At 52.0% G+C, this 24,256-nt stretch carries 20 protein-coding genes; 3 read left to right on the forward strand and 17 right to left on the reverse strand.

Features of this window, described 5'->3' with window-relative positions:
* Positions 1-27 precede the first annotated feature (27 nt).
* From ccmB to napF, 9 genes are read right to left on the reverse strand one after another with little or no spacing between them, the layout of a single operon-like run.
* Complete coding sequence (ccmB, locus tag FEM44_RS01230) at positions 28-690, reverse strand: heme exporter protein CcmB (protein ID WP_000971724.1); 663 nt, start codon at positions 688-690, stop codon at positions 28-30.
* On the reverse strand, positions 687-1,310 hold the full coding sequence (gene ccmA, locus FEM44_RS01235; RefSeq protein WP_217496765.1) for a cytochrome c biogenesis heme-transporting ATPase CcmA: 624 nt from the start codon (positions 1,308-1,310) through the stop codon (positions 687-689). Before ccmA ends, ccmB begins: the two co-directional genes overlap by 4 nt.
* 14 nt (positions 1,311-1,324) lie before the next feature.
* Positions 1,325-1,927 (reverse strand): cytochrome c-type protein NapC, encoded by a 603-nt coding sequence (gene napC, locus FEM44_RS01240; protein WP_130207128.1) that lies wholly within the window; start codon positions 1,925-1,927, stop codon positions 1,325-1,327.
* A gap of 9 nt (positions 1,928-1,936) precedes the next feature.
* The gene (napB, locus tag FEM44_RS01245; protein WP_000835174.1) at positions 1,937-2,386 is read right to left on the reverse strand and encodes a nitrate reductase cytochrome c-type subunit; all 450 of its coding nucleotides are present in this window, start codon (positions 2,384-2,386) and stop codon (positions 1,937-1,939) included.
* On the reverse strand, positions 2,383-3,246 hold the full coding sequence (napH, locus tag FEM44_RS01250; protein ID WP_135521861.1) for a quinol dehydrogenase ferredoxin subunit NapH: 864 nt from the start codon (positions 3,244-3,246) through the stop codon (positions 2,383-2,385). The genes napB and napH overlap by 4 nt, the downstream gene beginning before the upstream one ends.
* Positions 3,247-3,259: 13 nt before the next feature.
* The gene (gene napG / locus FEM44_RS01255; RefSeq protein WP_135521859.1) at positions 3,260-3,928 is read right to left on the reverse strand and encodes a ferredoxin-type protein NapG; all 669 of its coding nucleotides are present in this window, start codon (positions 3,926-3,928) and stop codon (positions 3,260-3,262) included.
* Between the two features lie 6 nt (positions 3,929-3,934).
* Positions 3,935-6,421, reverse strand: a complete 2,487-nt coding sequence (gene napA / locus FEM44_RS01260; protein WP_000778067.1) for a periplasmic nitrate reductase subunit alpha — start codon at positions 6,419-6,421, stop codon at positions 3,935-3,937.
* Positions 6,418-6,681: a chaperone NapD gene (gene napD / locus FEM44_RS01265; RefSeq protein WP_000557378.1), complete on the reverse strand. Its 264-nt coding sequence runs from the start codon at positions 6,679-6,681 to the stop codon at positions 6,418-6,420. The genes napA and napD overlap by 4 nt, the downstream gene beginning before the upstream one ends.
* The gene (gene napF, locus FEM44_RS01270) at positions 6,671-7,165 is read right to left on the reverse strand and encodes a ferredoxin-type protein NapF (RefSeq protein ID WP_000686723.1); all 495 of its coding nucleotides are present in this window, start codon (positions 7,163-7,165) and stop codon (positions 6,671-6,673) included. The genes napD and napF overlap by 11 nt, the downstream gene beginning before the upstream one ends.
* Before the next feature lie 403 nt (positions 7,166-7,568).
* Here napF and eco point away from each other — a divergent pair, with 403 nt between their 5' ends.
* Positions 7,569-8,057, forward strand: a complete 489-nt coding sequence (gene eco / locus FEM44_RS01275) for a serine protease inhibitor ecotin (RefSeq protein WP_135521858.1) — start codon at positions 7,569-7,571, stop codon at positions 8,055-8,057.
* A 414-nt stretch (positions 8,058-8,471) separates the two neighbouring features.
* Here eco and mqo read toward each other — a convergent pair whose 3' ends face one another.
* The 6 genes from mqo to ompC all read right to left on the reverse strand — a co-directional run bounded on the left by mqo (position 8,472) and on the right by ompC (position 16,113).
* Entirely contained in the window at positions 8,472-10,118 is a 1,647-nt protein-coding gene (gene mqo, locus FEM44_RS01280) for a malate dehydrogenase (quinone) (protein ID WP_135521856.1), read from the reverse strand.
* Positions 10,119-10,335: 217 nt separating this feature from the next.
* Complete coding sequence (gene yojI, locus FEM44_RS01285; protein WP_135521854.1) at positions 10,336-11,979, reverse strand: microcin J25 efflux ABC transporter YojI; 1,644 nt, start codon at positions 11,977-11,979, stop codon at positions 10,336-10,338.
* A 75-nt stretch (positions 11,980-12,054) separates the two neighbouring features.
* On the reverse strand, positions 12,055-12,705 hold the full coding sequence (gene alkB, locus FEM44_RS01290) for a DNA oxidative demethylase AlkB (RefSeq protein ID WP_135521852.1): 651 nt from the start codon (positions 12,703-12,705) through the stop codon (positions 12,055-12,057).
* Positions 12,705-13,769 (reverse strand): bifunctional DNA-binding transcriptional regulator/O6-methylguanine-DNA methyltransferase Ada, encoded by a 1,065-nt coding sequence (ada, locus tag FEM44_RS01295; RefSeq protein ID WP_135521850.1) that lies wholly within the window; start codon positions 13,767-13,769, stop codon positions 12,705-12,707. Before ada ends, alkB begins: the two co-directional genes overlap by 1 nt.
* Before the next feature lie 73 nt (positions 13,770-13,842).
* The gene (apbE, locus tag FEM44_RS01300; protein WP_135521848.1) at positions 13,843-14,898 is read right to left on the reverse strand and encodes an FAD:protein FMN transferase ApbE; all 1,056 of its coding nucleotides are present in this window, start codon (positions 14,896-14,898) and stop codon (positions 13,843-13,845) included.
* A 111-nt stretch (positions 14,899-15,009) separates the two neighbouring features.
* Complete coding sequence (ompC, locus tag FEM44_RS01305) at positions 15,010-16,113, reverse strand: porin OmpC (RefSeq protein WP_130207146.1); 1,104 nt, start codon at positions 16,111-16,113, stop codon at positions 15,010-15,012.
* 736 nt (positions 16,114-16,849) lie between these two features.
* On the opposite strand from ompC, the gene rcsD reads away from it, so the two are divergent.
* Both rcsD and rcsB read left to right on the forward strand, forming a co-directional pair.
* Complete coding sequence (gene rcsD / locus FEM44_RS01310) at positions 16,850-19,522, forward strand: phosphotransferase RcsD (protein WP_135521846.1); 2,673 nt, start codon at positions 16,850-16,852, stop codon at positions 19,520-19,522.
* 16 nt (positions 19,523-19,538) lie between these two features.
* The gene (gene rcsB, locus FEM44_RS01315) at positions 19,539-20,189 is read left to right on the forward strand and encodes a response regulator transcription factor RcsB (protein ID WP_042290573.1); all 651 of its coding nucleotides are present in this window, start codon (positions 19,539-19,541) and stop codon (positions 20,187-20,189) included.
* A gap of 172 nt (positions 20,190-20,361) precedes the next feature.
* Here rcsB and rcsC read toward each other — a convergent pair whose 3' ends face one another.
* Positions 20,362-23,211 carry a two-component system sensor histidine kinase RcsC gene (gene rcsC, locus FEM44_RS01320; protein WP_135521844.1) on the reverse strand — a complete coding sequence of 950 codons (2,850 nt, stop codon included), beginning with the start codon at positions 23,209-23,211 and terminating at the stop codon, positions 20,362-20,364.
* A 268-nt stretch (positions 23,212-23,479) separates the two neighbouring features.
* Entirely contained in the window at positions 23,480-24,256 is a 777-nt protein-coding gene (locus FEM44_RS01325; RefSeq protein ID WP_135521842.1) for a YfaP family protein, read from the reverse strand.

Consider the following 24,256-nt stretch of genomic DNA (forward strand, 5'->3'; position numbering starts at 1 on the left):
ACTCGAACAAAAATCAGTAATCCAGCGTTATTGAATGCTGATTCGTAACGCTGCCGCCGTCGCAAAAGGACTTAATGTCGCGGTGCCAGCCAGCAACGCGCCTAAAATTGCCAGATACCCGTCCACGGGCAAATGCATCGAAGCCGCGTCCATCGCAGCGGTGGCAAAGATGAGTAAGGGGATGGTGAGTGGTAACACGAGAATGCTGAGTAGCACTCCACCGCGCTTAAGTCCGACCGTCAGCGCCACGCCTGGTGCACCAAGAAAGCCAAGCGTGGGGGTTCCCAACAACAGCGTAAGCGCCATCACTTGCCAACCGTACACGTCCATTCCCAGTAGCAATGCCACCAGTGGTGAGAGAATGAGTAGAGGCAAACCTGTCACCATCCAGTGCGCCATCACCTTCGCCAGCACAACGGCGGGCAAGGGTAATGGCAACAACATCAGTTGTTCAAGACTGCCGTCCTGCAAATCGTCACGAAACAGTCGCTCCAGCGCCAGCAAAGAGGAAAGCAGCGCCGCAACCCAGATAATCCCCGGTGCAATCCTCGCCAGCAATTGCGGCTCTGGACCGATACTAAGTGGAAAAAGGGTAATAACAATCAGGAAGAACCACAGCGGGTTAGCGATTTCGGCGCTATGGCGAAACGCCACGCGCAGCTCAAGACGGAAAATGCGCCAAAACATCATGCGCCCCTCGTTTGCGTCAGCGAAATGCGGCGGATTTTACTTTCAGCAACATTGAGCGGCTGGTGGGTGGTCAGAATCACAATTCCCCCCTGCTCCGTATGCTGCGCCATACGCTGGGTCAGACGATCGACGCCGTTGACGTCAATCGCGGTAAAAGGTTCGTCGAGTATCCACAACGTGGCACGGGTCAGCCACAGACGTGCCAGCGCAACGCGGCGTTGTTGCCCGGCAGAGAGCTGGTTTACGGGAATATCTTCGAATCCGGCAAGCCCGGCCTGCGCCAGGGCGTCCAGACATTGTGCGGTATCACCGTCACGGTGATAGAAATGCAGATTTTCTAACGCCGTCAGCCGGGTTTTAATCCCCGGCTGATGGCCTATCCATAACAGGTTTTGATGGTAGCTGTCGCGTACCTGATGCAAGGGCTGCCCTTGCCAAAGAACCTCACCGGCGTCAGGGCGAGACAACCCTGTCAGCAGACGAAGAAGCGTTGTCTTCCCCGCACCGTTGCTGCCGGTGATTTGTACCCACTCTCCTGCGTTCAGCGTAAATGACAAACCACTAAACAAGGTTCGTTCATCCCGCTCGCAGAGCAATTCTCTGGCTTCAAGCATCCCCACGCAATGACATCCTGTTAAAAACCTGGTTCAACTTCGCGCATATCGGGTAGCTTGTGCGCGATCCCTTTATGGCAGTCAATACAGGTTTGCCCATCTTTCACCGCTTGATCGTGCATCTTCGCGGCAACACCTTTCTGGGCGGTTAAATCCATAAACTCGAAGTTGTGACAGTTACGGCACTCCTGCGAGTTGTTGTCCTTCATTCGCCGCCACTCATTCTGTGCCATAGTCAGGCGATGAGCTTCGAATTTCTGCGGCGTGTCAATAACGCCCAGAATTTTACCATACAGCTCTTTACTTGCTTTGAGCTTGCGTATCATTTTCGGCACAAACTCGTGCGGGACGTGACAATCCGGGCAGGTAGCACGCACGCCGCTACGGTTGTTGTAATGCACGGAATCCATGTATTCCTGATACACCGTGTTGCGCATTTCGTGGCAGCTAATGCAGAACTCTTCAGTATTGGCTTTTTCCATACCGGTGTTAAAGCCGCCCCAGAAGACGATGCCGCCAACAAAACCAATCAACAGCAGCGTCCCCAGCGCCAGACGGCTGGGGGTACGCCACCATTTCCACAGGCGCTTAATCAGACCAGGCTTACGGTCAGAATTTCCCATAATAACCTCTTATTTCCCGTAACCTTTTGATGGGGTAAAGGTATTCCCCACGATTGGCGCGGTATCGGCCTGCGGTACGTGACATTGCAGACAGAAATAACGACGCGGAGCCACTTCTGCGCCCACTTTGCCGTCGCTGTCCATAAAGTGAGTAGGACTGATGCGCGGTGCGCCAGTGGTGCGATAGCTTTCAACACCGTGGCACTGTAAACAGCGGTTGGTATTGGTCGTTACCTGATAACCTTCAACGCTATGCGGGATCATTGGCGGCTGATTCACATAGTTCAGCGGCATCCGATCCTGCTCTTTTGGCATCCGAATGGCCCCTTCCTGCGTCCCGGATACTTCCGGCGACTGGCTAAAATCGACGCCATTTGCCGCCCAAACCGCGCCGCTCACCACCAGGGCCAGCATCGCCGTCCATTGACACAGCGCTTTCTTCAGGTCATGGCTTTTCATGATTTCGCTCCCGAACTCCATCGTGTAGTTATTGTAAATACATCCTCAGAACAGACATCCACGCAGCGACCGCACGTCATGCAATCGCGGCTGGTGACCTGCACCGGGCTTTGTTCATCCAGCACCGGGGCACGTAGCACATGCGGTTCCGGGCAAACATGAAAACAATCCATACAGCGGTTACATTTCTGCCGATCGGTGGCCGCAACGGTAATCACACCTTTGCTACCCAACACGCCATACAGCGCGCCGACCGGACAAATATGGCCGCACCAGCCGTGTTCAACGACCAGTAGATCAAATAAAAACAGCGCGATAATAAGCAGCGCGCCGCTGCCAAATCCCATTACCAGGCTACGGCCCATCAGAGAAACGGGGTTGATCCATTCCCAGATGAGCGTGCCGGTTAAGGCCGATCCCACCAGGATCACGACCAACAGCACGTACCGAATGTGGCGCGGGATGGTCGCAGACTGATTGAGCTCAAAGCGCCTGCGTAACCAGTTCGCTAAGTCAGTAATCGGGTTCAGCGGGCAGACCCAGCTGCAAAATAATCGCTTTCCTGCCAGGGCGTAGAGCACGGTGATAATCACCGCGCCGATCAGCGCCACCGAGGCAGGCAGATGACCGCTGGCAAGGCTTTGCAGCGTCATCAGCGGATCGGTCAGCGGAACGGTGTCGAATAACAGGCTACTGCTGTAGTTGCCATGCAAGATCCACACACCAAACCACGGGCCGCTCAAAAACATCCCCAGCACGAAGAACTGACAAAGGCGACGCAACACCAGCCAACGGTGACTGCGCCACCAGCCTTTCTTCGCCAGCGCCTCGCGCCCGGCGTCACGTTTACGATTTGCCATTGTTCCCCTCCAGCTAACCGAAGCGGTAATGGTGACCTAACTCCCCTTTCGCCAGTGACAGCGGTAACACCTTGATTGCCGGTTGTTCCAGCACACACACCTTTTCGCACTTACCGCAGCCGGTACAGGCGTCGCTGTGAACCGTCGGCAGAAAGCGGGCGTGCTTACCGGTACGCGTGTTACGCTCCAGCTCCAGGGTGATTGCCTCATCAATTTTCGGGCATTCGCGATAACAAACATCGCAGCGCAGCCCCTGAAAGTTGAGACAGTTTTCCTGGTCCACCAGCACCGCCAGCCCCATCCGCGCGTCGTCGATCGATTCGATCTCACGATCCAGCGCGCCGCTGGGGCATACTTTGGCGCACGGAACGTCCTCACACATTTCGCAAGGAATATCCCGCGCGACAAAATACGGCGTACCTGCCGACAGACCAGAGGCCAGCGTCGCCAGTTTTAAGGTGTCGTAAGGGCAAGCCTGAACACACTGACCGCAACGCACACAGGCACTGGCAAAGGCGTTCTCGTTTATGGCTCCGGGCGGGCGCAACCGCACGCCAGATGCGCGTGCGGTTTGCTGTTGTAACCCCAGCGCCACACCCACGGCAGCCAGCCCGCCTGCTGTGCGAACGACATCGCGCAGAAAGCGGCGGCGACCATTTTGAGGTTTCGCTGACCGGGACATAATGGCTTACACCTTCTCCAGTTTGACCGCGCACTTCTTGAAGTCCGTCTCTTTCGAGAGCGGATCGGTCGCGTCCAGCGTCAGTTTGTTAACCAGCTGTGCGGCGTCGAAGAACGGCATATACACCAGGCCCTGCGGCGGACGGTTACGACCGCGCGTTTCGACAATCGAGATCACTTCGCCACGGCGAGAAACCACTTTCACTTTGTCGCCACGACGCAGATCGCGCGCTTTCGCATCCAGCGGGTGAATAAACAGGACCGCTTCCGGGAAGGCACGGTGCAGTTCTGGCACACGGCGAGTCATACTGCCGGTATGCCAGTGCTCCAGGACGCGTCCGGTAGAGAGCCACAGGTCGTACTCTTCATCCGGTGCTTCCGCCGCCGGTTCGAACGGCAGCGCGAAGATCACCGCTTTGCCATCCGGTTTACCGTAGAACTTATAGCCTTCGCCCGCTTTCACATACGGGTCGTTACCTTCGCTGTAACGCCACTGCGTTTCTTTACCGTTCACCACCGGCCAGCGCAGACCGCGCGCTTTGTGGTAGTCATCGAACGGCGCGAGATCGTGACCGTGACCGCGACCAAACCATGCGTACTCTTCGAACAGCCCTTTTTGCAAGTAGAAGCCCAGCTCGCGGGATTCATCGTTCAGCTGATCTTCCGCCAGTTCGGATACCGGGAATTTGCTCACTTCGGGGGTGGCATACAGAACTTCGTACAGCGTTTTGCCACGCAGTTCCGGTTTCTTCGCCAGCAGCTCTTCCGGCCATACTTCTTCAGTTTTGAAGCGGCGGGAGAACTGGACTAACTGCCAGAGATCCGATTTCGCTTCGCCTGGTGCCTGCACCTGCTGACGCCAGAACTGAGTACGGCGTTCGGCGTTACCGTAAGCGCCCTCTTTCTCTACCCACATTGCGGTCGGCAGGATCAAGTCGGCGGCCAGCGCACTGACTGTCGGATACGGATCGGAGACGATGATAAAGTTGCGCGGATCGCGCCAGCCCGGCATACGCTCTTCATTAATGTTCGGCCCGGCCTGCATGTTGTTGGTACACATGGTCCAGTAAACATTCAGCTTGCCGTCTTTCAGCGCACGGTCCTGTGCTACCGCGTGCAGACCGATTTTCGCCGGAATGGTGCCGCTCGGGATATTCCACTTCTTCTCGCAGATATCACGGTGTTTCTCGTTAGTCACCACCATGTCCGCAGGCAGACGGTGAGCAAAGGTGCCCACTTCACGCGCAGTACCACACGCGGAAGGCTGCCCGGTCAGGGAGAACGGACCGCAACCCGGCTGGGAAATTTTGCCGGTCAGCAGGTGCAGGTTGTAGACCAGGTTGTTGGCCCACACGCCACGGGTATGCTGGTTGAAGCCCATCGTCCAGTAGGAGATGACTTTCTTGTTCGGATCGGCATACAGCTGCGCCAGCTGTTCCAGCTGATCTTTTGGTACGCCAGTCATTTCGGCGGTTTTTTCCAGCGTATATTCGGCAACGAAGGCTTTGTAATCTTCAAAGCTCATCGGTTCGGAGGCGTCAGAACCCGGATTCTTCGCTGCTTTTTCCAGCGGATGGGTCGGACGTAAACCGTAGCCGATGTCCGTCGCCCCTTTGCGCAGGTTAACGTGTTTGCTGAAGAAGTCCTGATTTATCGCATTGTTTTGAATGATATAGTTGGCGATGTAATTCAGGATCACCAGGTCAGACTGTGGCGTAAAGATGATGCCGTTATCCGCCAGCTCGAAGCTACGATGCTGGTAGGTAGAAAGCACCGCCACGGTGACGTTCTGGTTAGAGAGACGACGGTTAGTGATGCGCGACCAGAGGATCGGGTGCATCTCCGCCATATTCGCGCCCCACAGCACAAACGCGTCAGCCTGTTCGATATCGTCATAGCAGCCCATCGGCTCATCCATACCAAAGGTACGCATAAAGCCAACTACTGCCGACGCCATACAGTGACGCGCGTTCGGGTCGATGTTGTTCGAACGGAAGCCCGCTTTAAACAGCTTGGAGGCGGCATAACCTTCCCAGATAGTCCATTGACCAGAACCGAACATACCGATCGATTCCGGCCCTTTTTCTTTCAGGGCGGTTTTGAATTTCTCTTCCATCACATCGAAGGCCTGATCCCAGGTGATTGGGGTAAATTCGCCTTCTTTGTCATATTTACCGTTTTTCATACGCAGAAGCGGCTGCGTCAAACGGTCTTTACCGTACATGATTTTGGGCAGGAAATAGCCCTTAATGCAGTTCAGGCCACGGTTAACCGGTGCATCCGGGTCGCCCTGACAGGCCACCACACGCCCCTGCTGCGTTCCGACCAGAACACCGCAACCGGTACCGCAGAAACGGCACGGCGCTTTATCCCATTTAATGGCTTCCTGCTGACCAACAACGGCGCGGGCAACGCCCGGCACGCTGAGACCGGCAGCCGCCGCAGCGGCCGCAACGGCGTTAGCTTTCATAAAGCTACGACGACTGAGTTTCATGGTGTTTCCTCACCTTGCTCTTCCTGCTGGTGATAAACCAGCGACACCGCCAGCACGCCCTCTACGTTGCGTACTGACTCAATGGTTTGGATCAGCGTTTCGCTGTCTTCTGCTTCCACCACCACAATCAACTGACCGCTTGGCGCGTCGCTGACAGCGACTTCACAGCCGGGAAAGGCGTTCAGTTGGGTGCTGATGTCTGAAATTCGTTCGCTTTTGGCCTGAACGACCAGGCTGCAAACTTGCCAGTTAGTGTGCATGGAGATACTCCGCAGTTATGGCTGATACCGGACAGCTGGCTGCACATGCTCCACATCCGTTGCAAAGTTGGCTATTAAGTTGCGGCTGGTAGATCCCGGAGAGCGTCGGGCGAAAGATAATTGCCATTGGCTCACAGCTATCCTGACAGCGGCGGCATTCAACTGACTGATACGCCAGGCACGCGTCCCCAATGGTGAACTGCAAATCCCAGGCCCTAGTGTGGCGCGGAGAAAATAGCGATTCGGGGCAAGCCTGCGCGCAGGCGTAACAGAAGCTGCACTCGTTATTTTTGAAATTAACGCTCGGATAGCCACCCGCGCCGCGTTGCAGAATGTTGTTTTCACAAGCATTAATACAGGCATCGCAGCGGGTGCAATGGGTCAGAAAATGAGATTCATCACCGGACCAGGGCGGACGGATACCGTTACTGGCTTTGCGCCAGCGACCAGTCAGTATGCCCCGACGGGATGCATCAATCTTCACATTGACCTTCCATCATTAACGTGCTCTGAAAATTGAGAGCGACCAAATAAACCGCATAATTAATAAGCCATTTTTATAGGCGCTAAGATATTAAAGGATGTGTCAAAGATGCATACCCCGATCGGGGTAAAACCTGTAGCAGGATCAAAAGAGTGGCGGGAAGGCTGGCAAAAATGGGCTTTTATTCACATTTCAACCGGTTATAAACAATTTTACATAGCGATAAATTCACCAAAGATATTTCTCCAGGCTTCGCCATCCATCAGCATATAACTCCAAAAGAGAAGGTAAAGTTGTCTGAATATTCTATGCATTATTCATAAAGCAAATTAATAAATCTGATGAATATGTTAACCTTCAGCGACATCATCGGTGAAAACCTATAAATGAAGAAGGAAAACAAATGAAGACCATTCTACCTGCAGTGTTGTTTGCCGCTTTCGCCGCCACCTCAGCCTGGGCGGCAGACAGCGTCCAGCCACTGGAAAAAATCGCCCCTTATCCGCAAGCTGAAAAAGGGATGAAGCGTCAGGTGATTCAGTTAACCCCGCAAGAAGATGAATCTACCCTGAAAGTAGAACTGTTAATCGGTCAGACGCTGGAAGTTGACTGCAATCTGCATCGTCTCGGCGGGAAACTGGAAAGCAAAACGCTGGAAGGCTGGGGCTATGATTATTATGTCTTTGATAAAGTTAGCTCCCCGGTTTCTACGATGATGGCCTGCCCGGATGGCAAGAAAGAGAAGAAATTTGTCACCGCGTATCTGGGCGATGCCGGAATGCTGCGTTACAACAGCAAGCTGCCGATCGTGGTGTATACGCCAGACAATGTGGATGTGAAATACCGCATCTGGAAGGCAGAAGAGAAAATTGAGAACGCGGTAGTTCGCTAAACACAGCGTACCGCCCATCGGTCGGATAAGGCGATCATGCCGCATCCGACATCTAACGTCCGAACCGGTTGCCTGATGCGACGCTGACGCGTCTTATCAGGCCTACGCCGCTGTGAAACGCGGCACCCCGTAGGTCGGATAAGGCGGTTACGCCGCATCCGACATCCAACGCCCGAGCCGGTTGCCTGATGCGACGCTGGCGCGTCTTATCAGGCCTACGCCACTGTGAAATGCTGCACTCCGTAGGTCGGATAAGGCGGTTACGCCGCATCCGACATCTAACGTCCGAACCGGTTGCCTGATGCGACGCTGACGCGTCTTATCAGGCCTACGCCGCTGTGAAACGCGGCACCCCGTAGGTCGGATAAGGCGGTTACGCCGCATCCGACACTCAATGCCGGATGCGGCGCACCATTACAACGCAATATCCGCGACTTCTTTTTGAACTGATTGCGGTTTCAACTGCGGTTTCGGCGTACTGTCTGCCGCCTGAGGCTTGTCGTATTTCAGCCCCAGCACTTCGCTGGTGTACTGCAACTCACGTTCTGTTGCTGCCACATCACCGTTCAACTTGCTGCCATAAGACGGAACGATCGCTTTCAGCGTAGCCTGCCATTGCGGGCTGGAAACGCGATCGCCAAACACTTTTTCCAGCAGATTCAACATAATTGGTGCGGCGGTTGACGCCCCCGGTGATGCCCCCAGCAACGCGGCAATAGTCCCTTGCTGGTCGCTGACCACTTCTGTTCCCAGACGCAGTACACCGCCTTTGTCGGCATCACGCTTGATAATCTGTACGCGCTGCCCCGCTTGCCACAAACGCCAGTCCTCTTTTTTCGCCTGTGGATAGTACTCTTTCAGCGCTGCAAAACGATCCTCTTCACTCAACATCACCTGACTTATCAGGTATTTCACCAGATCGAAATTATCCAGCCCGACATGCATCATCGGCATCACGTTGGAAGTGGTGGTGGAACTCATCAGATCCCACAACGAACCGTTTTTGAGGAATTTGGTTGAGAAGGTGGCAAATGGTCCAAACAGCACTACGCGTTTACCGTCCAGAACACGGGTATCGATATGCGGAACCGACATCGGCGGCGCACCAACAGATGCTTTACCGTAGACCTTCGCCAGATGACGGTTAACCACGTCAGGGTTTTCCGAGACGAGGAACTGACCGCCCACCGGGAAACCAGCGTACTCTTTCGCTTCCGGGATACCGGATTCTTGCAAAAGTTTCAGCGCCGCACCGCCCGCGCCGATAAAGACAAATTTCGCGCGGATGTTCTGTACAGTGCCATTTTTCAGATCGGCAATGGTGACGGTCCAGGTGTTGTCGTCATTACGTTTGAGGCCGCGGACTTCGCTACTGAGTTGCAGCGAGAAGTTAGATTTTTTCTGCAAGGAAGCAATTAACTGGCGAGTGATTTCACCATAGTTCACATCGGTGCCGATTTCTGTACGCGTGGCCGCGACTTTCTGCTGTGGATCGCGTCCTTCCATCACGAGTGGCGCCCACTCTTTGATTTGCGCGTGATCTTCGGAGTAACGCATACCGCGAAACAACGAACTTTGTTGCAAGGCCGCGTAACGGGCGCGCAGGAAGTTGACGTTATCCTCGCCCCAGACAAAGCTCATGTGCGGAACGGTGTTAATAAATGAGCGCGGGGTACGCAACACGCCACGCTCGACCTGGTGCGCCCAGAACTGGCGGGAAATCTGGAATGCTTCGTTAATGGCAACTGCTTTTTCGATACTGATGCTACCATCGGCGTTTTGCGGGGTGTAGTTCAGTTCCATCAACGCAGAATGCCCGGTTCCGGCGTTGTTCCAGCCGTTCGAACTCTCCTGCGCAACACCTTCCAGGCGCTCCACCATGGTCATCGACCATTCAGGCTCCAGCTCCCGTAAATAGGTCCCCAACGTGGCGCTCATAATGCCGCCGCCAATCAACAGTACATCAGTTTCCTGCTCCTCGGACGCTTTCGCTTTTGCCGCCATCGAAACGGCATTAAGCCCCACGGCCATCGAGAAGAGCATGGCAGTCACTTTTTTCATCTTGTTAATGCCTTACTTTTAGTCGCTTTATTGCAGGTGAGATTTGCGCGGCATCAACGGTAACACTTAAGTAACAACATTTAAATAATGTTTATAAATTATATTCTAATTTTAGAAACATTATAATTTCGTTGATTAATTATAGGGTTATTAGAAACGAAGGGATTTTTAGAATATTGACCTGGCGGCAGCAGTCCGCCAGGTCAGCGTCGAAATATTATGCCGTCCGGGCAACGGCATCACGAGAAGCAGCATCGCGCTCTGCGCCCGTCAGCTCGCTAAGTTGCCCATTGCGCATTTCCAGCAGGCGGTCGGCGTGGATAAAGTAATGGTCATCATGACTGATGGCGAAAATAGTTTTACCCATCTCCTGCATCAACGGCAGCAGCACCTGATAAAACTCACGGCGGAAGTGTGGGTCCTGATCCGCCGCCCATTCATCCAGCAGAATAATATCGCGTTCTTCTGCCAGTGCCAGCAACAGTGCCACGCGTTTTTTCTGCCCTTTCGATAACTTCAGGTTAACAATACGCCCGTTACTTAACTCAAGCTTATGACCCATTTTCAGCTGCGCCAGCCACTTCTCAACCAGCTGCGGGTTAGCAGGTTTACCTTCCGGCCCCAGCAGTTGATCAAACAGCCAGACATCGGTAAACACCGCCGAAAACAGTTTGCGATAATCTTCCGGTTTTTCACCGCTGACAGGTTTGCCATCCAGCAAGATTTCGCCGCTTTGTGGCTGATACAACCCCGTCAGCAACATCGCCAGCGTCGATTTGCCGCTACCATTGCCACCAATCAGAAACAGCAGTTCGCCACGTTTAATGGTGAGGTTAATCGGCCCAACGGAAAACGCATTATCCTGATAGCTAAACGTCACGTTACGCAGCTCCAGCGTTTGCCAGTTGGGAAACGCCTGCGGGCGCGGAAACTCCGCTTTGAAAGGCGCGAGTGCGAATTTGTTAAGCTTGTTAAACGCCACCTGCGCCGTCAGCAGCGTCGGCAATGCGCCAACCGCCGAAAGCAGTGGCGTACGCAGGAACAACAGCGTCAACGAATAGGTCGCGGCAACGTTGGTATCAGCCCAACCTAGGCTGTTTGCCATCCAGAACACCAGGCCGATAGCGCCCAGCATCATGATGTTTGACCAGTTCACGGCACTAAGATGGAAGGTGTCTGCGCGGATAATATGATGGCGATACTCTTGCGCATCAGGAATGTAGAGGTTGTTAAACACATACTCGGCGCGTTCACGGTTCAGCGTCAGCTCTTTGCGCCCTTCCAGCACGGTTTGAAAATCCGTGTACAGCTTGTCTTCGGTTTCACGCAGGGTCGCCATATGTTTGTACACCCGCGCCACCAGCACAAAACCGCCCCAGATGGTGATCGCCATCCAGATAGCCGTTACCAGCAACATTTTGCCCGACAACATCCAGAGATACGCCGCTGAACCGATAGTGAGAATGATCCCCTGTACCAGTTCCGGCAGACGAACAAACGCAATAGTGATATTGCGCACATCGCTGGTTAGCCCCGCCAACAACGAGGCGCTACCGAGTTGTTCGATACGCTCGACGTGAGTATCCAGAATCCGCTTAATAAATTCGCTACGCAGTCGGTAAACGAAGTGATGGCCCAGCGTAGTAAGCGCCAGTTGCGATCCCAGTGTTACTGCCATTAACAGCAGTAATAAACCCAGAAACTCCGGCAACACCAGCAGACTGGTATCCGCCGTTTCGATAAGGCGCTGATTGATAAAAGCAATTAAGCCAATGCCTAATGCCGCACTGGCGAGGCTTAGCGCCATCACACTGATAAATGGCCAGCGATACTGCCGCCAGACAAGTACAAGAAGTTCCATGCAGAAAACCCGGACAATGAATTACAGCCCGCAGTTTAAACATCTCCGCGCGCACAGCAATAATAATTCTTATTTTTATTCTTTTTTACCTGCCTGACGAAAAGTCAGGTTGTAGCGGCAGTCGGCGGTGAGTGGATGAAACCCCGCTTTGAGCGGTTGAACGCCGTGATAAAACAGCCGCGATTCACCGCCCCATATCACCACGTCACCATGCTCCAGCAACAAACGTTTGAGAGGATCATTTCGTTTCAGGCCGCCAAATTGAAAAATCGCGGGTAAGCCCAGAGAAACAGAAACAATCGGTGCGCGCAGGTCTGGTTCGTCTTTATCCTGATGTAACGACAGTTTCGCGCCCGGAGCGTAGCGGTTGATCAGGCAAGCGTCAGGCTGGAAATCTGGATAGCCTGCTGCCGTGGCCGCGCGCCGACATAAATCATAAAAACTTTGCGGCATGGCGGGCCACGGTTGATTTGTTTGCGGATCAATGGGCGAATAGAGATAACCTTGCCGATTGGTCGTCCAGCCCAGATGCCCGCAGTTGGTCATCGCCACCGACATGGTATATCCGCCAGGAGTGACCATCTGGCGAAACGGCGACTGGCTGGCAATGCCACTGATATCGTGCATCAGTTGTTCCGCTACGTTAAAAGCAAAACGGCGCAAAATCACCGCGCCGGAAGCCAGCGATTCGTGCCACGGTTCAGCATCAGCAAACAGATCCAACATTACCTCTCCTCATGTTCAGCTTCGCGGCGCAGCAAGTGCGCTTTGCGCGACACGCCCCAGCGGTAACCAGAAAGTGTGCCATCACCGCGTACTACCCGATGACAAGGGATAATAATAGCTAATCTATTGGCGGCGCAGGCGCTGGCTACGGCGCGAACGGCTTTCGGTTTGCCAATCGCGTTCGCCAGTTGCTGGTAACTCACCGTTTCACCACAAGGTATAGTGCGTAGCGCCTGCCAGACTTGTTGCTGAAAAGCGGTGCCGCGAATATCCAGCGGTAACATCAGCGGCGTATCGCGGTTATTGAGGCTGGCGATAACCTCACGTATATGTTGCTGAAATATCGGATCCGCCGGCGCGTTGTCAGCGGCAGGAAACATCTGACGGAGTTCGCTAATCAACGTCCCGTCATCGTCGCCCAGCAGAATCGCGCAAATCCCCCGCTCGCTTTCCGCCACCAGGCAACGCCCCAGTTCACAATCAGCCAGCGCATAACGCACTGCCAGGTTTTCGCCACCGTGACGAAACTGTTTGGCCGTCATGCCCAACGTTTCGTCAGCTTTGCGGTAGTAACTGCTGCCGTCGGGGAATCCAGCGTTGAGAATAGACTGGGTGACGCTCTCCCCTTTCGCCAGCGATTCGCGCAAGCGACGAGCGCGCCAGGCCTGTTGCCAGGCTTTTGGCGTCATTCCGGTGGTGGCTTTAAATAAACGATGCAGATGGAACGGACTCATCGCCACCTGGTCTGCTAAGGCTTCCAGCGTTACAGGCGTTTCCTGTTCCAGCAGTCGGCAGGCGTGGGTGATTTTATCCAACCGATGTTGCTGGGCGTTGGCTTTGTCTGGCTGACAACGTTTGCAGGGGCGAAAACCAGCGGCAAGCGCCTCGCTGGCATCGGCATAGAAAGAAATGTTTTCCCGCAAGGCATGTCTGGCACGGCAAGACGGACGGCAAAAGATGCCTGTGGTGCGCACGGCGAAGACAAATTCGCCGTCAGCGTTCGGGTCGCGGGCTAAGACCGATTGCCAGCGTTGATCGTCAGTTAAGCGTGTGGCGTTTTTCATAATCAGCTCCCTGGTTAAGGATAGCCTTTAGTCTGCCCGGTCACCATCGCGCAAAAACCAACAATCTTGCGCTTTAATTTTTTTCGCTGATAAGGAAGCTTTTAAACTGCGGCGACATCCAGGTTTTAAAGCTATCGCCCTCTTTGGTGATCATATAGACCGCCAGCCCTTCCCGGCGAACAACTTCTTTGGCTTTCTCTGGCCCGAGCACCATTAGACCTGTATCCCAGGCGTCGGCTTCCAGCGCCGTCGGAGCAATCACCGTCACGGACACCAGATTGTGTTCGATAGGTCGTCCGGTTTGCGGATCGATAACATGGGAAAGGCGTTTGCCGTCCAGCTCGTAATAGTTGCGATAGCTACCGGAGGTGCTAATCCCGTGACCATTGATATCGACCACGGCCTGAACTGCGTTTTCTTTATCGGTTGGTTTTTGGATCGCCACTCGCCACGGTTGGCCTTCGCCATTCATACCGCGGCTGTTCAGCGCACCACCCACCGACACCAGATAGCGGGAAATCCCTTCCTGCTCCATCAAACGTGCCAGATGATCGGCTGCATAGCCTTCGCCGACGGTGGAGAGATCGACATATAAATCCGGAAGATCTTTTTGCAGGTACTGCTGATGATACTGATTGATGACCGTCAGGTGCTGCAAACCAGTTTTGGCTTTCATTACATCAATTTGTTCCTGGCTCGGAATTTGTACCGGTTGTTGTTCCGGACCAAAGCCCCACAGATTCACCAGTGGCCCGACAGTAATATCCATCGCGCCATCGGTCTTTGCGCCAATACGTAGCGAAGTGGTGATGATATCGGCCATCGCTTCACTTACCGGCCACGGCGACAAACTTTTCGAGTCGTTAAAGCGCATCAGCGCGGAGTCTTTTTTATAGGTCGAAAGCAGCTGATCGTCAGCGTCCAGCTGGGTCTGAATCTTCTCTTTGAGCTCGGCACTGCGTTTGGCGTCAATGCCAGAGATGCTGGCACGCCAGAAGGTTCCCATTGTTTTGCCTTCAAGAACGGTAACTTCAGTAGCGTGGGGTTTGGCGGGTTGTGTTTTTTGATCGCAACCAACAAACAAGAGCGCGGCAGCCAGCAATGCCACACGGGTAAAGTTCATTTCCATACGTGATTATCCTCATGCGAACGGTCGCAAGAGTACACCAAAAAACTGCGTTTGTACGCTGAAAACAATGAAAAAAGGGCCCGCAGGCCCTTTGTTCGATATAAATCGAGATTAGAACTGGTAAACCAGACCCAGAGCTACGATGTCATCAGTGTTGATGCCAGCAGCGCGGGTGAACTGGTTGTCGTCCAGCAGGTTGATTTTGTAGTCAACGTAGGTGGACATGTTTTTGTTGAAGTAGTAGGTAGCACCAACATCAACATATTTCAGGATATCTTCGTCGTCGTAGTTACGACCAGCAACGACACCCAGGTTTTTACCTTTAGACTGCAGGTATGCTACAGACGGGCGCAGACCGAAGTCGAACTGGTACTGAGCAACAGCTTCGAAGTTCTGTGCTTTGTTCGCCCAACCCAGGGAACCCACGCGAGTTGCGTTGTAGGTCTGGGTGTACTGAGCAGCCAGGTAGATGTTGTTAGCGTCGTATTTCAGACCACCAGTATAGGTTTCAGCACGGTCGCCGTTACCGATGTAAGCAATGCTGTTCTGATCATCAGTACGTTTGGAGCTGGAAACTGCAGCACCGATACCGAAGCCTTCGTAATCATAAGTGATAGAACCGCCGACACCGTCGCCGTTCTGACGCAGAGCGCCACGACCGTTGTTGGTCATGCCTTCGCCGCTTACGCTACCGTTTTTGCCCTGGTACTGAACTGCAAAGTTCAGGCCATCAACCAGACCGAAGAAGTCGGTGTTACGGTAGGTAGCGAAGCCGTTACCACGCTGCTGCATGAAGTTGTCAGAACCGTAAGTGTCACCACCAAATTCTGGCAGAACGTCGGTCCAGGAAGTTACGTCGTAAACAACGCCGTAGTTACGACCGTAGTCGAAAGAACCGATGTCCTGGAATTTCAGACCAGCGAATGCCACACGGGTCCAGGAGTTGTTTTCGCTTTCCGGAGCGTTGCCCTGGATCTGATATTCCCACTGGCCGTAACCGGTCAGCTGGTCAGTAACCTGAGTTTCACCTTTGAAGCCAAGACGCATGTAGGTCTGGTCGCCATCTACAGACTTGTCGTCAGAGAAATAGTGCAGGCCGTCTACTTTACCGTACAGATCTAATTTGTTGCCGTCTTTGTTGTAAACTTCAGCAGCATTTGCTGCGCCTGCTACCAGCAGAGCTGGGACCAGGAGGGACAGTACTTTAACTTTCATGTTATTAACCCTCTGTTATATGCCTTTATTTGCTTTTTTATGCCACTGCATACTGATTAACCCTCATTAATCAGTCGGCAGGTCCATTCTCCCCAAAAATGCAGAATAATCCAACACGAATATGATACTAAAACTTTTAAGATGTTTCAAATATCCACATAGGTATTTCAAAATGTAAATATGATGGAACTTTTTCAAATTCTAATGGTTGAGCAAATAACGCACTAAACATCAAGTAAGATTATTTCGACCTTTAAAACAATAACTTAATCTTAAGTCTTTGACCGCACTGAATGTTAAAACAAATTCTTCACTCGCAACTAAAATATGTCCCGCTATCATCATTAACTTTATTTATTACCGTCATTCATTTCTGAATGTCTGTTTACCCCTATTTCAGCCGGATGCATCGCATCCGGTTTTTTTTACCCTTCTTTACACTTCTTTTATTTTCTTGTGCTACCGTAGCAAAATCATAACAATCGTTAACTATTTCGTAAAAAACGACAATAATTACCGACAAAATCTATCTACGCTATTTTCCAGATAATTTTCTTCACGCCTGCGGGTTATTTGTACATTAACAACGCATTTGTACATTTATTTACCGCAGCGCAAAATGTGAAATATCGTCGGCTAATGCCTTAACATCAATCAGGTAAGAGTCTGGAATTTCACACTGTACCCTTTATACTGCCCTATCACTTTGCGAAGTTTTAACAGGTCATAAACACGAATGCGTCAGAAAGAGACAACGGCCACGACCCGCTTTTCACTCCTACCGGGGAGCATTACCCGCTTCTTTTTACTGTTGATCATTGTGTTACTAGTGACGATGGGTGTAATGGTACAAAGCGCCGTTAACGCCTGGCTGAAAGATAAAAGCTACCAGATTGTTGATATTACCCATGCCATCCAAAAGCGCGTCGATACATGGCGTTATGTGACCTGGCAGATTTACGACAACATTGCCGCGACGGCCTCTACCTCCTCCAGCGAAGGGTTGCAGGAGACGCGCCTGAAACAAGATGTCTATTATCTGGAAAAACCGCGCCGCAAAACGGAAGCCCTGATCTTTGGTTCCCACGACAACTCAACGCTTGAAATGACCCAAAGAATGTCCACTTATCTGGACACATTATGGGGCGCAGAGAATGTACCCTGGTCGATGTACTATCTGAACGGCCAGGATAACAGCCTGGTTTTGATCTCCACCCTACCGCTAAAAGATCTCACCTCGGGATTTAAAGAGTCGACCGTCAGTGACATTGTTGATTCTCGTCGCGCAGAGATGTTGCAGCAGGCCAACGCCCTGGATGAACGCGAAAGTTTTTCTAACCTGCGCCGCCTGGCCTGGCAGAACGGCCATTATTTTACCCTGCGCACCACCTTTAACCAGCCGGGGCATCTGGCGACGGTAGTAGCTTTTGATCTGCCTATTAATGATTTGATCCCGCCGGGTATGCCGCTGGATAGTTTCCGTCTGGAGCCAGACGCGACAGCTGCGGGAACCAATAATAATGAGAAAGAAGCGACGGATAGCGTCAGTATCCACTTTAATAGTTCGAAGATTGAAATCTCTTCGGCGCTAAACTCCACCGATATGCGTCTGGTTTGGCAGGTTCCTTATGGCACATTGCTGCTGGATACGTTGCAAAACATTCTCCTGCCGCTGCTGCTGAACATCGGTTTGCTGGCGCTGGCGCTGTTTGGCTATACCACCTTCCGCCATTTCTCTGGCCGCACCACTGAAAGCGTACCCAGCACAGCAGTGAACAATGAACTGCGCGTTTTGCGGGCCATCAATGAAGAGATCGTGTCACTGCTGCCGCTCGGCCTGCTGGTTCACGATCAGGAATCGAATCGCACAGTAATAAGCAACAAAATTGCCGACCTCCTGCTGCCGCATTTGAATCTGCAAAACATCACCACTATGGCAGAACAGCATCAGGGCATCATTCAGGCGACGATCAATAACGAACTGTATGAGATCCGTATGTTCCGCAGCCAGGTCGCGCCGCGTACACAAATCTTCATTATTCGCGATCAAGATCGCGAAGTACTGGTGAACAAGAAACTCAAGCAGGCACAGCGTCTGTACGAGAAAAATCAGCAAGGCCGGATGGCCTTTATGAAAAATATTGGCGACGCACTAAAAGAACCAGCACGCTCCCTGGCGGCAAGCGCAGCCAAACTCAACACACCGGAAAGCAAACAACTGGCGAATCAGGCTGATGTGCTGGTGCGCCGGGTCGATGAAATCCAGTTAGCAAATATGCTTGCCGACGATAGCTGGAAAAGCGAGAACGAGCTTTTCTCCGTGCAGGATTTAATTGATGAAGTCGTGCCTTCCGTGTTGCCAGCCATCAAGCGTAAAGGTTTGCAGCTATTGATTAACAATCATCTAAAAGCACACGATATGCGCTGCGGCGATCGCGATGCCCTACGTCGTATTTTGCTGTTACTGATGCAATATGCTGTCACCTCAACGCAAATGGGGAAAATTACCCTTGAGGTTGACCAGGACGAATCTTCCGAAGAACGTCTGACTTTCCGCATTCTGGACACCGGAGATGGCATAAGCATTCATGAAATGGATAATTTGCACTTCCCGTTCATCAACCGGACCCAAAGCGATCGCTACGGCAAAGCGGATCCGTTAGCATTCTGGTTGAGCGATCAACTGGCACGCAAGCTAGGCGGTCATTTAAACATCAAAACGCGCGACGAGCTTGGTACACGTTATTCCGTGCATATCAAAATGCCCACTGCGGAACCGGAAGTCGAAGAGGAAGAAGAGCGTTTACTGGATGATGTTAGCGTGATGATGGACATAACTTCCGCAGAAATTCGGAATATTGTCACTCGCCAGTTAGAAAATTGGGGGGCAACCTGCATCACACCGGATGAAAGATTAATTAGTCAAGATTATGATATCTTTTTAACGGATAATCCGTCTAATCTTACTGCCTCTGGCTTGCTTTTAAGCGATGATGAGTCTGGCGTACGGGAAATTGGACCTGGTCAATTGTGCGTCAACTTCAATATGAGCAACGCTATGCAGGAAGCGGTCTTACAATTGATCGAAGTGCAACTAGCGCAGGAAGAGGTGACAGAATCGCCTCTGGGCGGAGATGAAAATGCACAACTCCATGCCAGCGGCTATTATGCGCTCTTTGTAGACACAGTACCGGATGATGTTAAGAGGCTATATACTGAGGCAGCAACCAGTGACTTTGCTGCGTTAGCCCAAACGGCTCATCGTCTGAAAGGCGTGTTTGCCATGCTTAATCTGGTACCCGGCAAGCAGTTATGTGAAACGCTGGAACATCTTATTCGCGAGAAGGATGTCCCAGGAATAGAAAAATACATCAGCGACATTGACAGCTATGTCAAGAGCTTGCTGTAGCAAGGTAGCCTATTACATGAACAATATGAACGTAATTATTGCTGATGACCATCCGATAGTCTTGTTCGGTATTCGCAAATCACTTGAGCAAATCGAGTGGGTGAATGTTGTCGGCGAATTTGAGGACTCTACAGCACTGATCAATAACCTGCCGAAGCTGGATGCGCATGTTTTGATTACCGATCTCTCCATGCCTGGCGATAAATACGGCGATGGCATTACCTTAATCAAGTACATCAAGCGCCACTTCCCAAGCCTGTCGATTATTGTTCTGACCATGAACAACAACCCGGCAATTCTTAGCGCGGTACTGGATCTGGATATCGAAGGGATCGTTCTGAAACAAGGCGCGCCGACCGACCTTCCGAAAGCGCTCGCAGCGCTACAAAAAGGTAAGAAATTTACTCCGGAAAGCGTTTCTCGGCTGTTAGAGAAAATCAGCGCTGGCGGTTACGGTGACAAACGCCTCTCACCAAAAGAGAGTGAAGTTCTGCGCCTGTTTGCCGAAGGCTTCCTGGTTACCGAGATTGCTAAAAAGCTGAACCGGAGCATTAAAACCATCAGTAGCCAGAAAAAATCCGCAATGATGAAGCTGGGTGTCGAGAACGATATCGCTCTGTTGAATTATCTCTCTTCTGTGACGTTAAGTCCGGCGGATAAAGAGTAATTTCCCGCAGTCCCGATAAACTCCGATTACCGGATGCAGCGTAAACGCCTTATCCGGCCTACAAATTCCATTATTTCAATGGATTACAATAATGTAGGCCAGATAAGACGCGTCAGCGTCGCATCTGGCATTTGCACCGATTACCGGATACGGCGTAAACGCCTTATCCGGTCTACGATTCCCGCGCGTTCCTGACCCTCTCGGCATACATCGTCAGCGTCTGTTTGATGACATCCAACGTCACTGGCTTAGACAGACAGCTATCCATACCGGACTCCAGACACCGCTGTTTCTCTTCAGCCAACGCATTGGCCGTTACCCCTATAACCGGCAACTTGAGTCCCAGCTGGCGGATACGTTGCGTTAATCGGTAACCATCCATATTCGGCATGTTGACATCACTTAGCACAATATCAATGTGATTCTTACTAAGGACATTAAGTGCATCAACACCATCATTCGCCGTCTTACACTGATAGCCCAACGAGCCAAGCTGATCGGCCAACAGACGACGGTTAATCGGATGATCGTCCACGACCAGAATCATCATATCGTCGTTATTGCTGACCACTTTGTCGGTCGATGGCAGAGAGTTAGCAGGATCGTCGCTCTCCATTTCTATCAAATAGATGCGCGCCAGCAATGCCGGTAACTCGTGCGGGGCTGCCACACTGTGTACCCATTCACCAGGCGCTTTCTCCAGAGGGATACCGATATGGCGACGACAGAAAGTCACAACCGCCCTGCCCTGCCATTTTTTACTCATCGCATCATCGGTGATCAACACATCTTCGGGAGTCGGTTCCTGCCCTTCGTATGTTGCAACGACTATGCCGCTACGCTGCAAACTGGTTTCAAGGAACTGACAGAGCGACGCATTGCGTACCGCCAGCCAGCAACGTTTACCCGTTAATCCTTCGACACCTTTTTTCTGCGGATACTGCGCGCCATACAGTGGAATACGCACCGCAAACTGGCTGCCCATTCCCGGTTCAGAATCCACCGAGATGTCACCGTCCATCATGCTGATCAGTTTTTCACAAATCGCCAGCCCCAGACCAGTCCCCTGGAAGTTACGCTGTACGCCCGTCCCCACCTGGAAGAATGGATCAAATAACCGCACCACTTCTTTAGCTGGAATGCCCACCCCGGTATCGCGTACGCGAATAGAAAGATAATCACCATCAACGCGAACATGCAGAACAATGCAGCCGGTATCGGTAAATTTAATAGCATTACTCAACAGGTTGGAGATCACCTGCTGTAAGCGCATTGGGTCGCCATTGAGCGCCATCGGTACATCTGGCTCAATAAAGCAGTACAAACCAAGTTGCTTGCGTACCACCAGCGGCAAATAGTTGGCGGTAATGTGGTTCATGACTTCGCGCGGTGAAAACTCGCGTGGTTCGATTTTCAACTGTTCCGATTCAATCTTCGAGAAATCGAGAATGTCGCTAATAATTTTCAATAACAGGCTGGAAGAGTTATTCATTGCCGTCACCAGACGGTCAACACCTTTTGGTAACTCTTTGGTTTGTAATAGATCCAGGTTGCCGATAATGCCATACAGCGGCGTTCGCAGTTCGTGGCTGACGGTAGCAAGGAACATCGATTTTGACTGGCTCGCCTGTTCTGCTGCCTGCGCCATTTCTTGCAGCGACTCTTCCATCTTCACACGTGAAGACACATCTACCAGTACGCAAATTGCCACGTTTTCATTACGATAGCGCGAATGAACAAAGCTGATTTGCAGGTTTGTATTGTTACTGGTAAGGACATCGACAAAATTGACCTGCTGGCCACAAATAATCTGTGTCAGCCGTTGGCGATCCTCATGCGTAAGCATGTTGAGATAGGTATGCGCCAGTTCGTTACTCAAAATATTAACGCCATCGACAGTTCGCAAAATGCAGATGCCCACAGGCGCAGAGGCGACTATCTTGCGGTTAAACTGCTCATGCTCTTCCAGTCGCTGGGCGTCACTTTCCGCCGGAATAAAAATACGTCGCTCATACATCCGCGCGAGGGTAAACAATGCAGCACCCGCAATCACGTTCAGCAAAATCGCGTTAAGTATCAACATGCGAATACGTTCCAGCACCTGATCAACAGGCACGGAATAGACAATACTTAGCGAAGACGGCGGTAGATTTTTCTTCAGTACCAGCTCACGGAAACCTGGCGTATAGCCAAACCAGGATCGCTCCTGCATCCAACGCGGTTCGGCTTTAATCTTACTTTCCGGTCCGGTCAGAGAAATCAGGGTATGGCCATTTTCATCAAGAATGGTGACGCCCATCGGCAACGTCCCCGGCAGGAAGAAGTTCTCCATCCGAATGGTCTGTTCTACGCCTAAAAGCGCTTGCAAACGGTTTGCCAGATAAATCGGCGTCAGCGCGTAGAAATATCCCACCCCAGGACGCGGCCCTTCACTGATCCAGAAAAGGTTACTGCCACTGTCATCCTGTGGCGCGTTACGATATTTGTTAATGCGTTCATGCAGGGCTTTCAGAGCTGTGTCACGTTCGACGGGCATATCACGCAGGCCAAAGTTAGCCATACAGAGGTTATCGCTGCCGATTAAAAACACGCGGTTGAGATCGTAAGCCGCAGAGAAATTATCGCGCCAGTAGCGCATAAACCACGCCAGTGACTCCAGCGAGCCTCGCCAGGTGTTACTCATTGCGGAACAATCGGAATCAGCAAACAACGGTTCGAAAACCGGCACATCCGCTTGCGTTTCACGCCCACGCGGAGAAAGCACGCCGTTTTCTACAGATAAGCGATTTTCAGCAATGTACTTCAGCTCTTTCATGACATCAGAGGTGCGCTGAATAAACCGCTGGGCCTGATCGGAGCTCAGATTAAATTCCTGACGAATCTCAGATTCTCGTTGATGTAAAGCGTTGACGATGTAAAACACTGATGAAAAAGCAATCAACAGCCAGATCAATAACGCCAGCGCTCTGAACATGTAGCGCGAGACTTTCAGGGTTGTGCGAAAAGAAGCAAGGTATTTCAAAGGGGCGAAGCTCCGCCTCAGGTGAACGATGGAGTGTGGTTAAGGTAGCGGTAAAAGCGTGCCACCGCAATGTTCCGTCATCATTGCAACAGTATGTATCGTTTAGAAACCATTGCCTTAACCCCAGAAGCCGGAACAAATAGAAAGATTTCAGAAGACACAATATGAAATGACCATTCTGCCGACACTTGTGAATGGTTATATCCTGGAGTCGGCTGGTCGCCCAGCAGTCTTGTCTGAAAAAAGAGTGCCGGGCTGCGGGGGCATTTTACCAGTCAAAACTTTTCACCAGCGTCAGTTCACCAGCATTACGCATCGGCACAATAAAAGTTTCCTGTTTCTCATTGACCGACCCTTCATCGGTGATCAGCGTCAGTTGGGCCGTGGTTAATTCCGTTTCACTGCGGCCGCCATAGTAGTTGATATACACCTGATAGCGCCCGTGAATCGGCGCTGGCATGGCGAAAATCTCGGGTCCGTACCCCGTCGTGACATCCATATCCAGTGCGCCACTGTTTTTCAGCACCGTGTTACCGTACCAGGCGTGTTCGCCATCAGGCGTAACGACATGGAGATCGAGATCGGTATTATCCGTATCCCACGAAAGAACCAGCCGTAAACGCGCACGAATCGTTCCTGTACCCGGCGTTGAATAAAACTGCATTTTTTGTCGGCTTTGCCCATCCGGGCTGATAACCTGCACGCTATTGCTGCCCTCAGTGAAAATATAAGGGCGCGCAAATGAACCATCGGATTCAATTCTCTGCGGCATACTGGCGCCATTGACCACCAGTCGCCCCTGCTGGACTTTTCCCGCCGCCGCATAATTTTTTATTTTGCCGCGGATTTGCGCAGAGATATTTTGATCATCAGCCATGTTGACAGATGACGCGGGGTAATTGATCGACTGTGAAAAACTGGCATCTTCGCCATCTGCCGGATGCCAGCCAGAGAGCGGCGCATCAATCTCGACTTCCTGCACACCTTCGCCGTGAACAACAGGCGAAAGCGCCACCAGTAACAACGGAAGAAAAATCTTTCGCAT

Origin of the sequence: Escherichia sp. E4742, assembly GCF_005843885.1 — a bacterium.
In the GTDB taxonomy this organism is placed as follows: domain Bacteria; phylum Pseudomonadota; class Gammaproteobacteria; order Enterobacterales; family Enterobacteriaceae; genus Escherichia.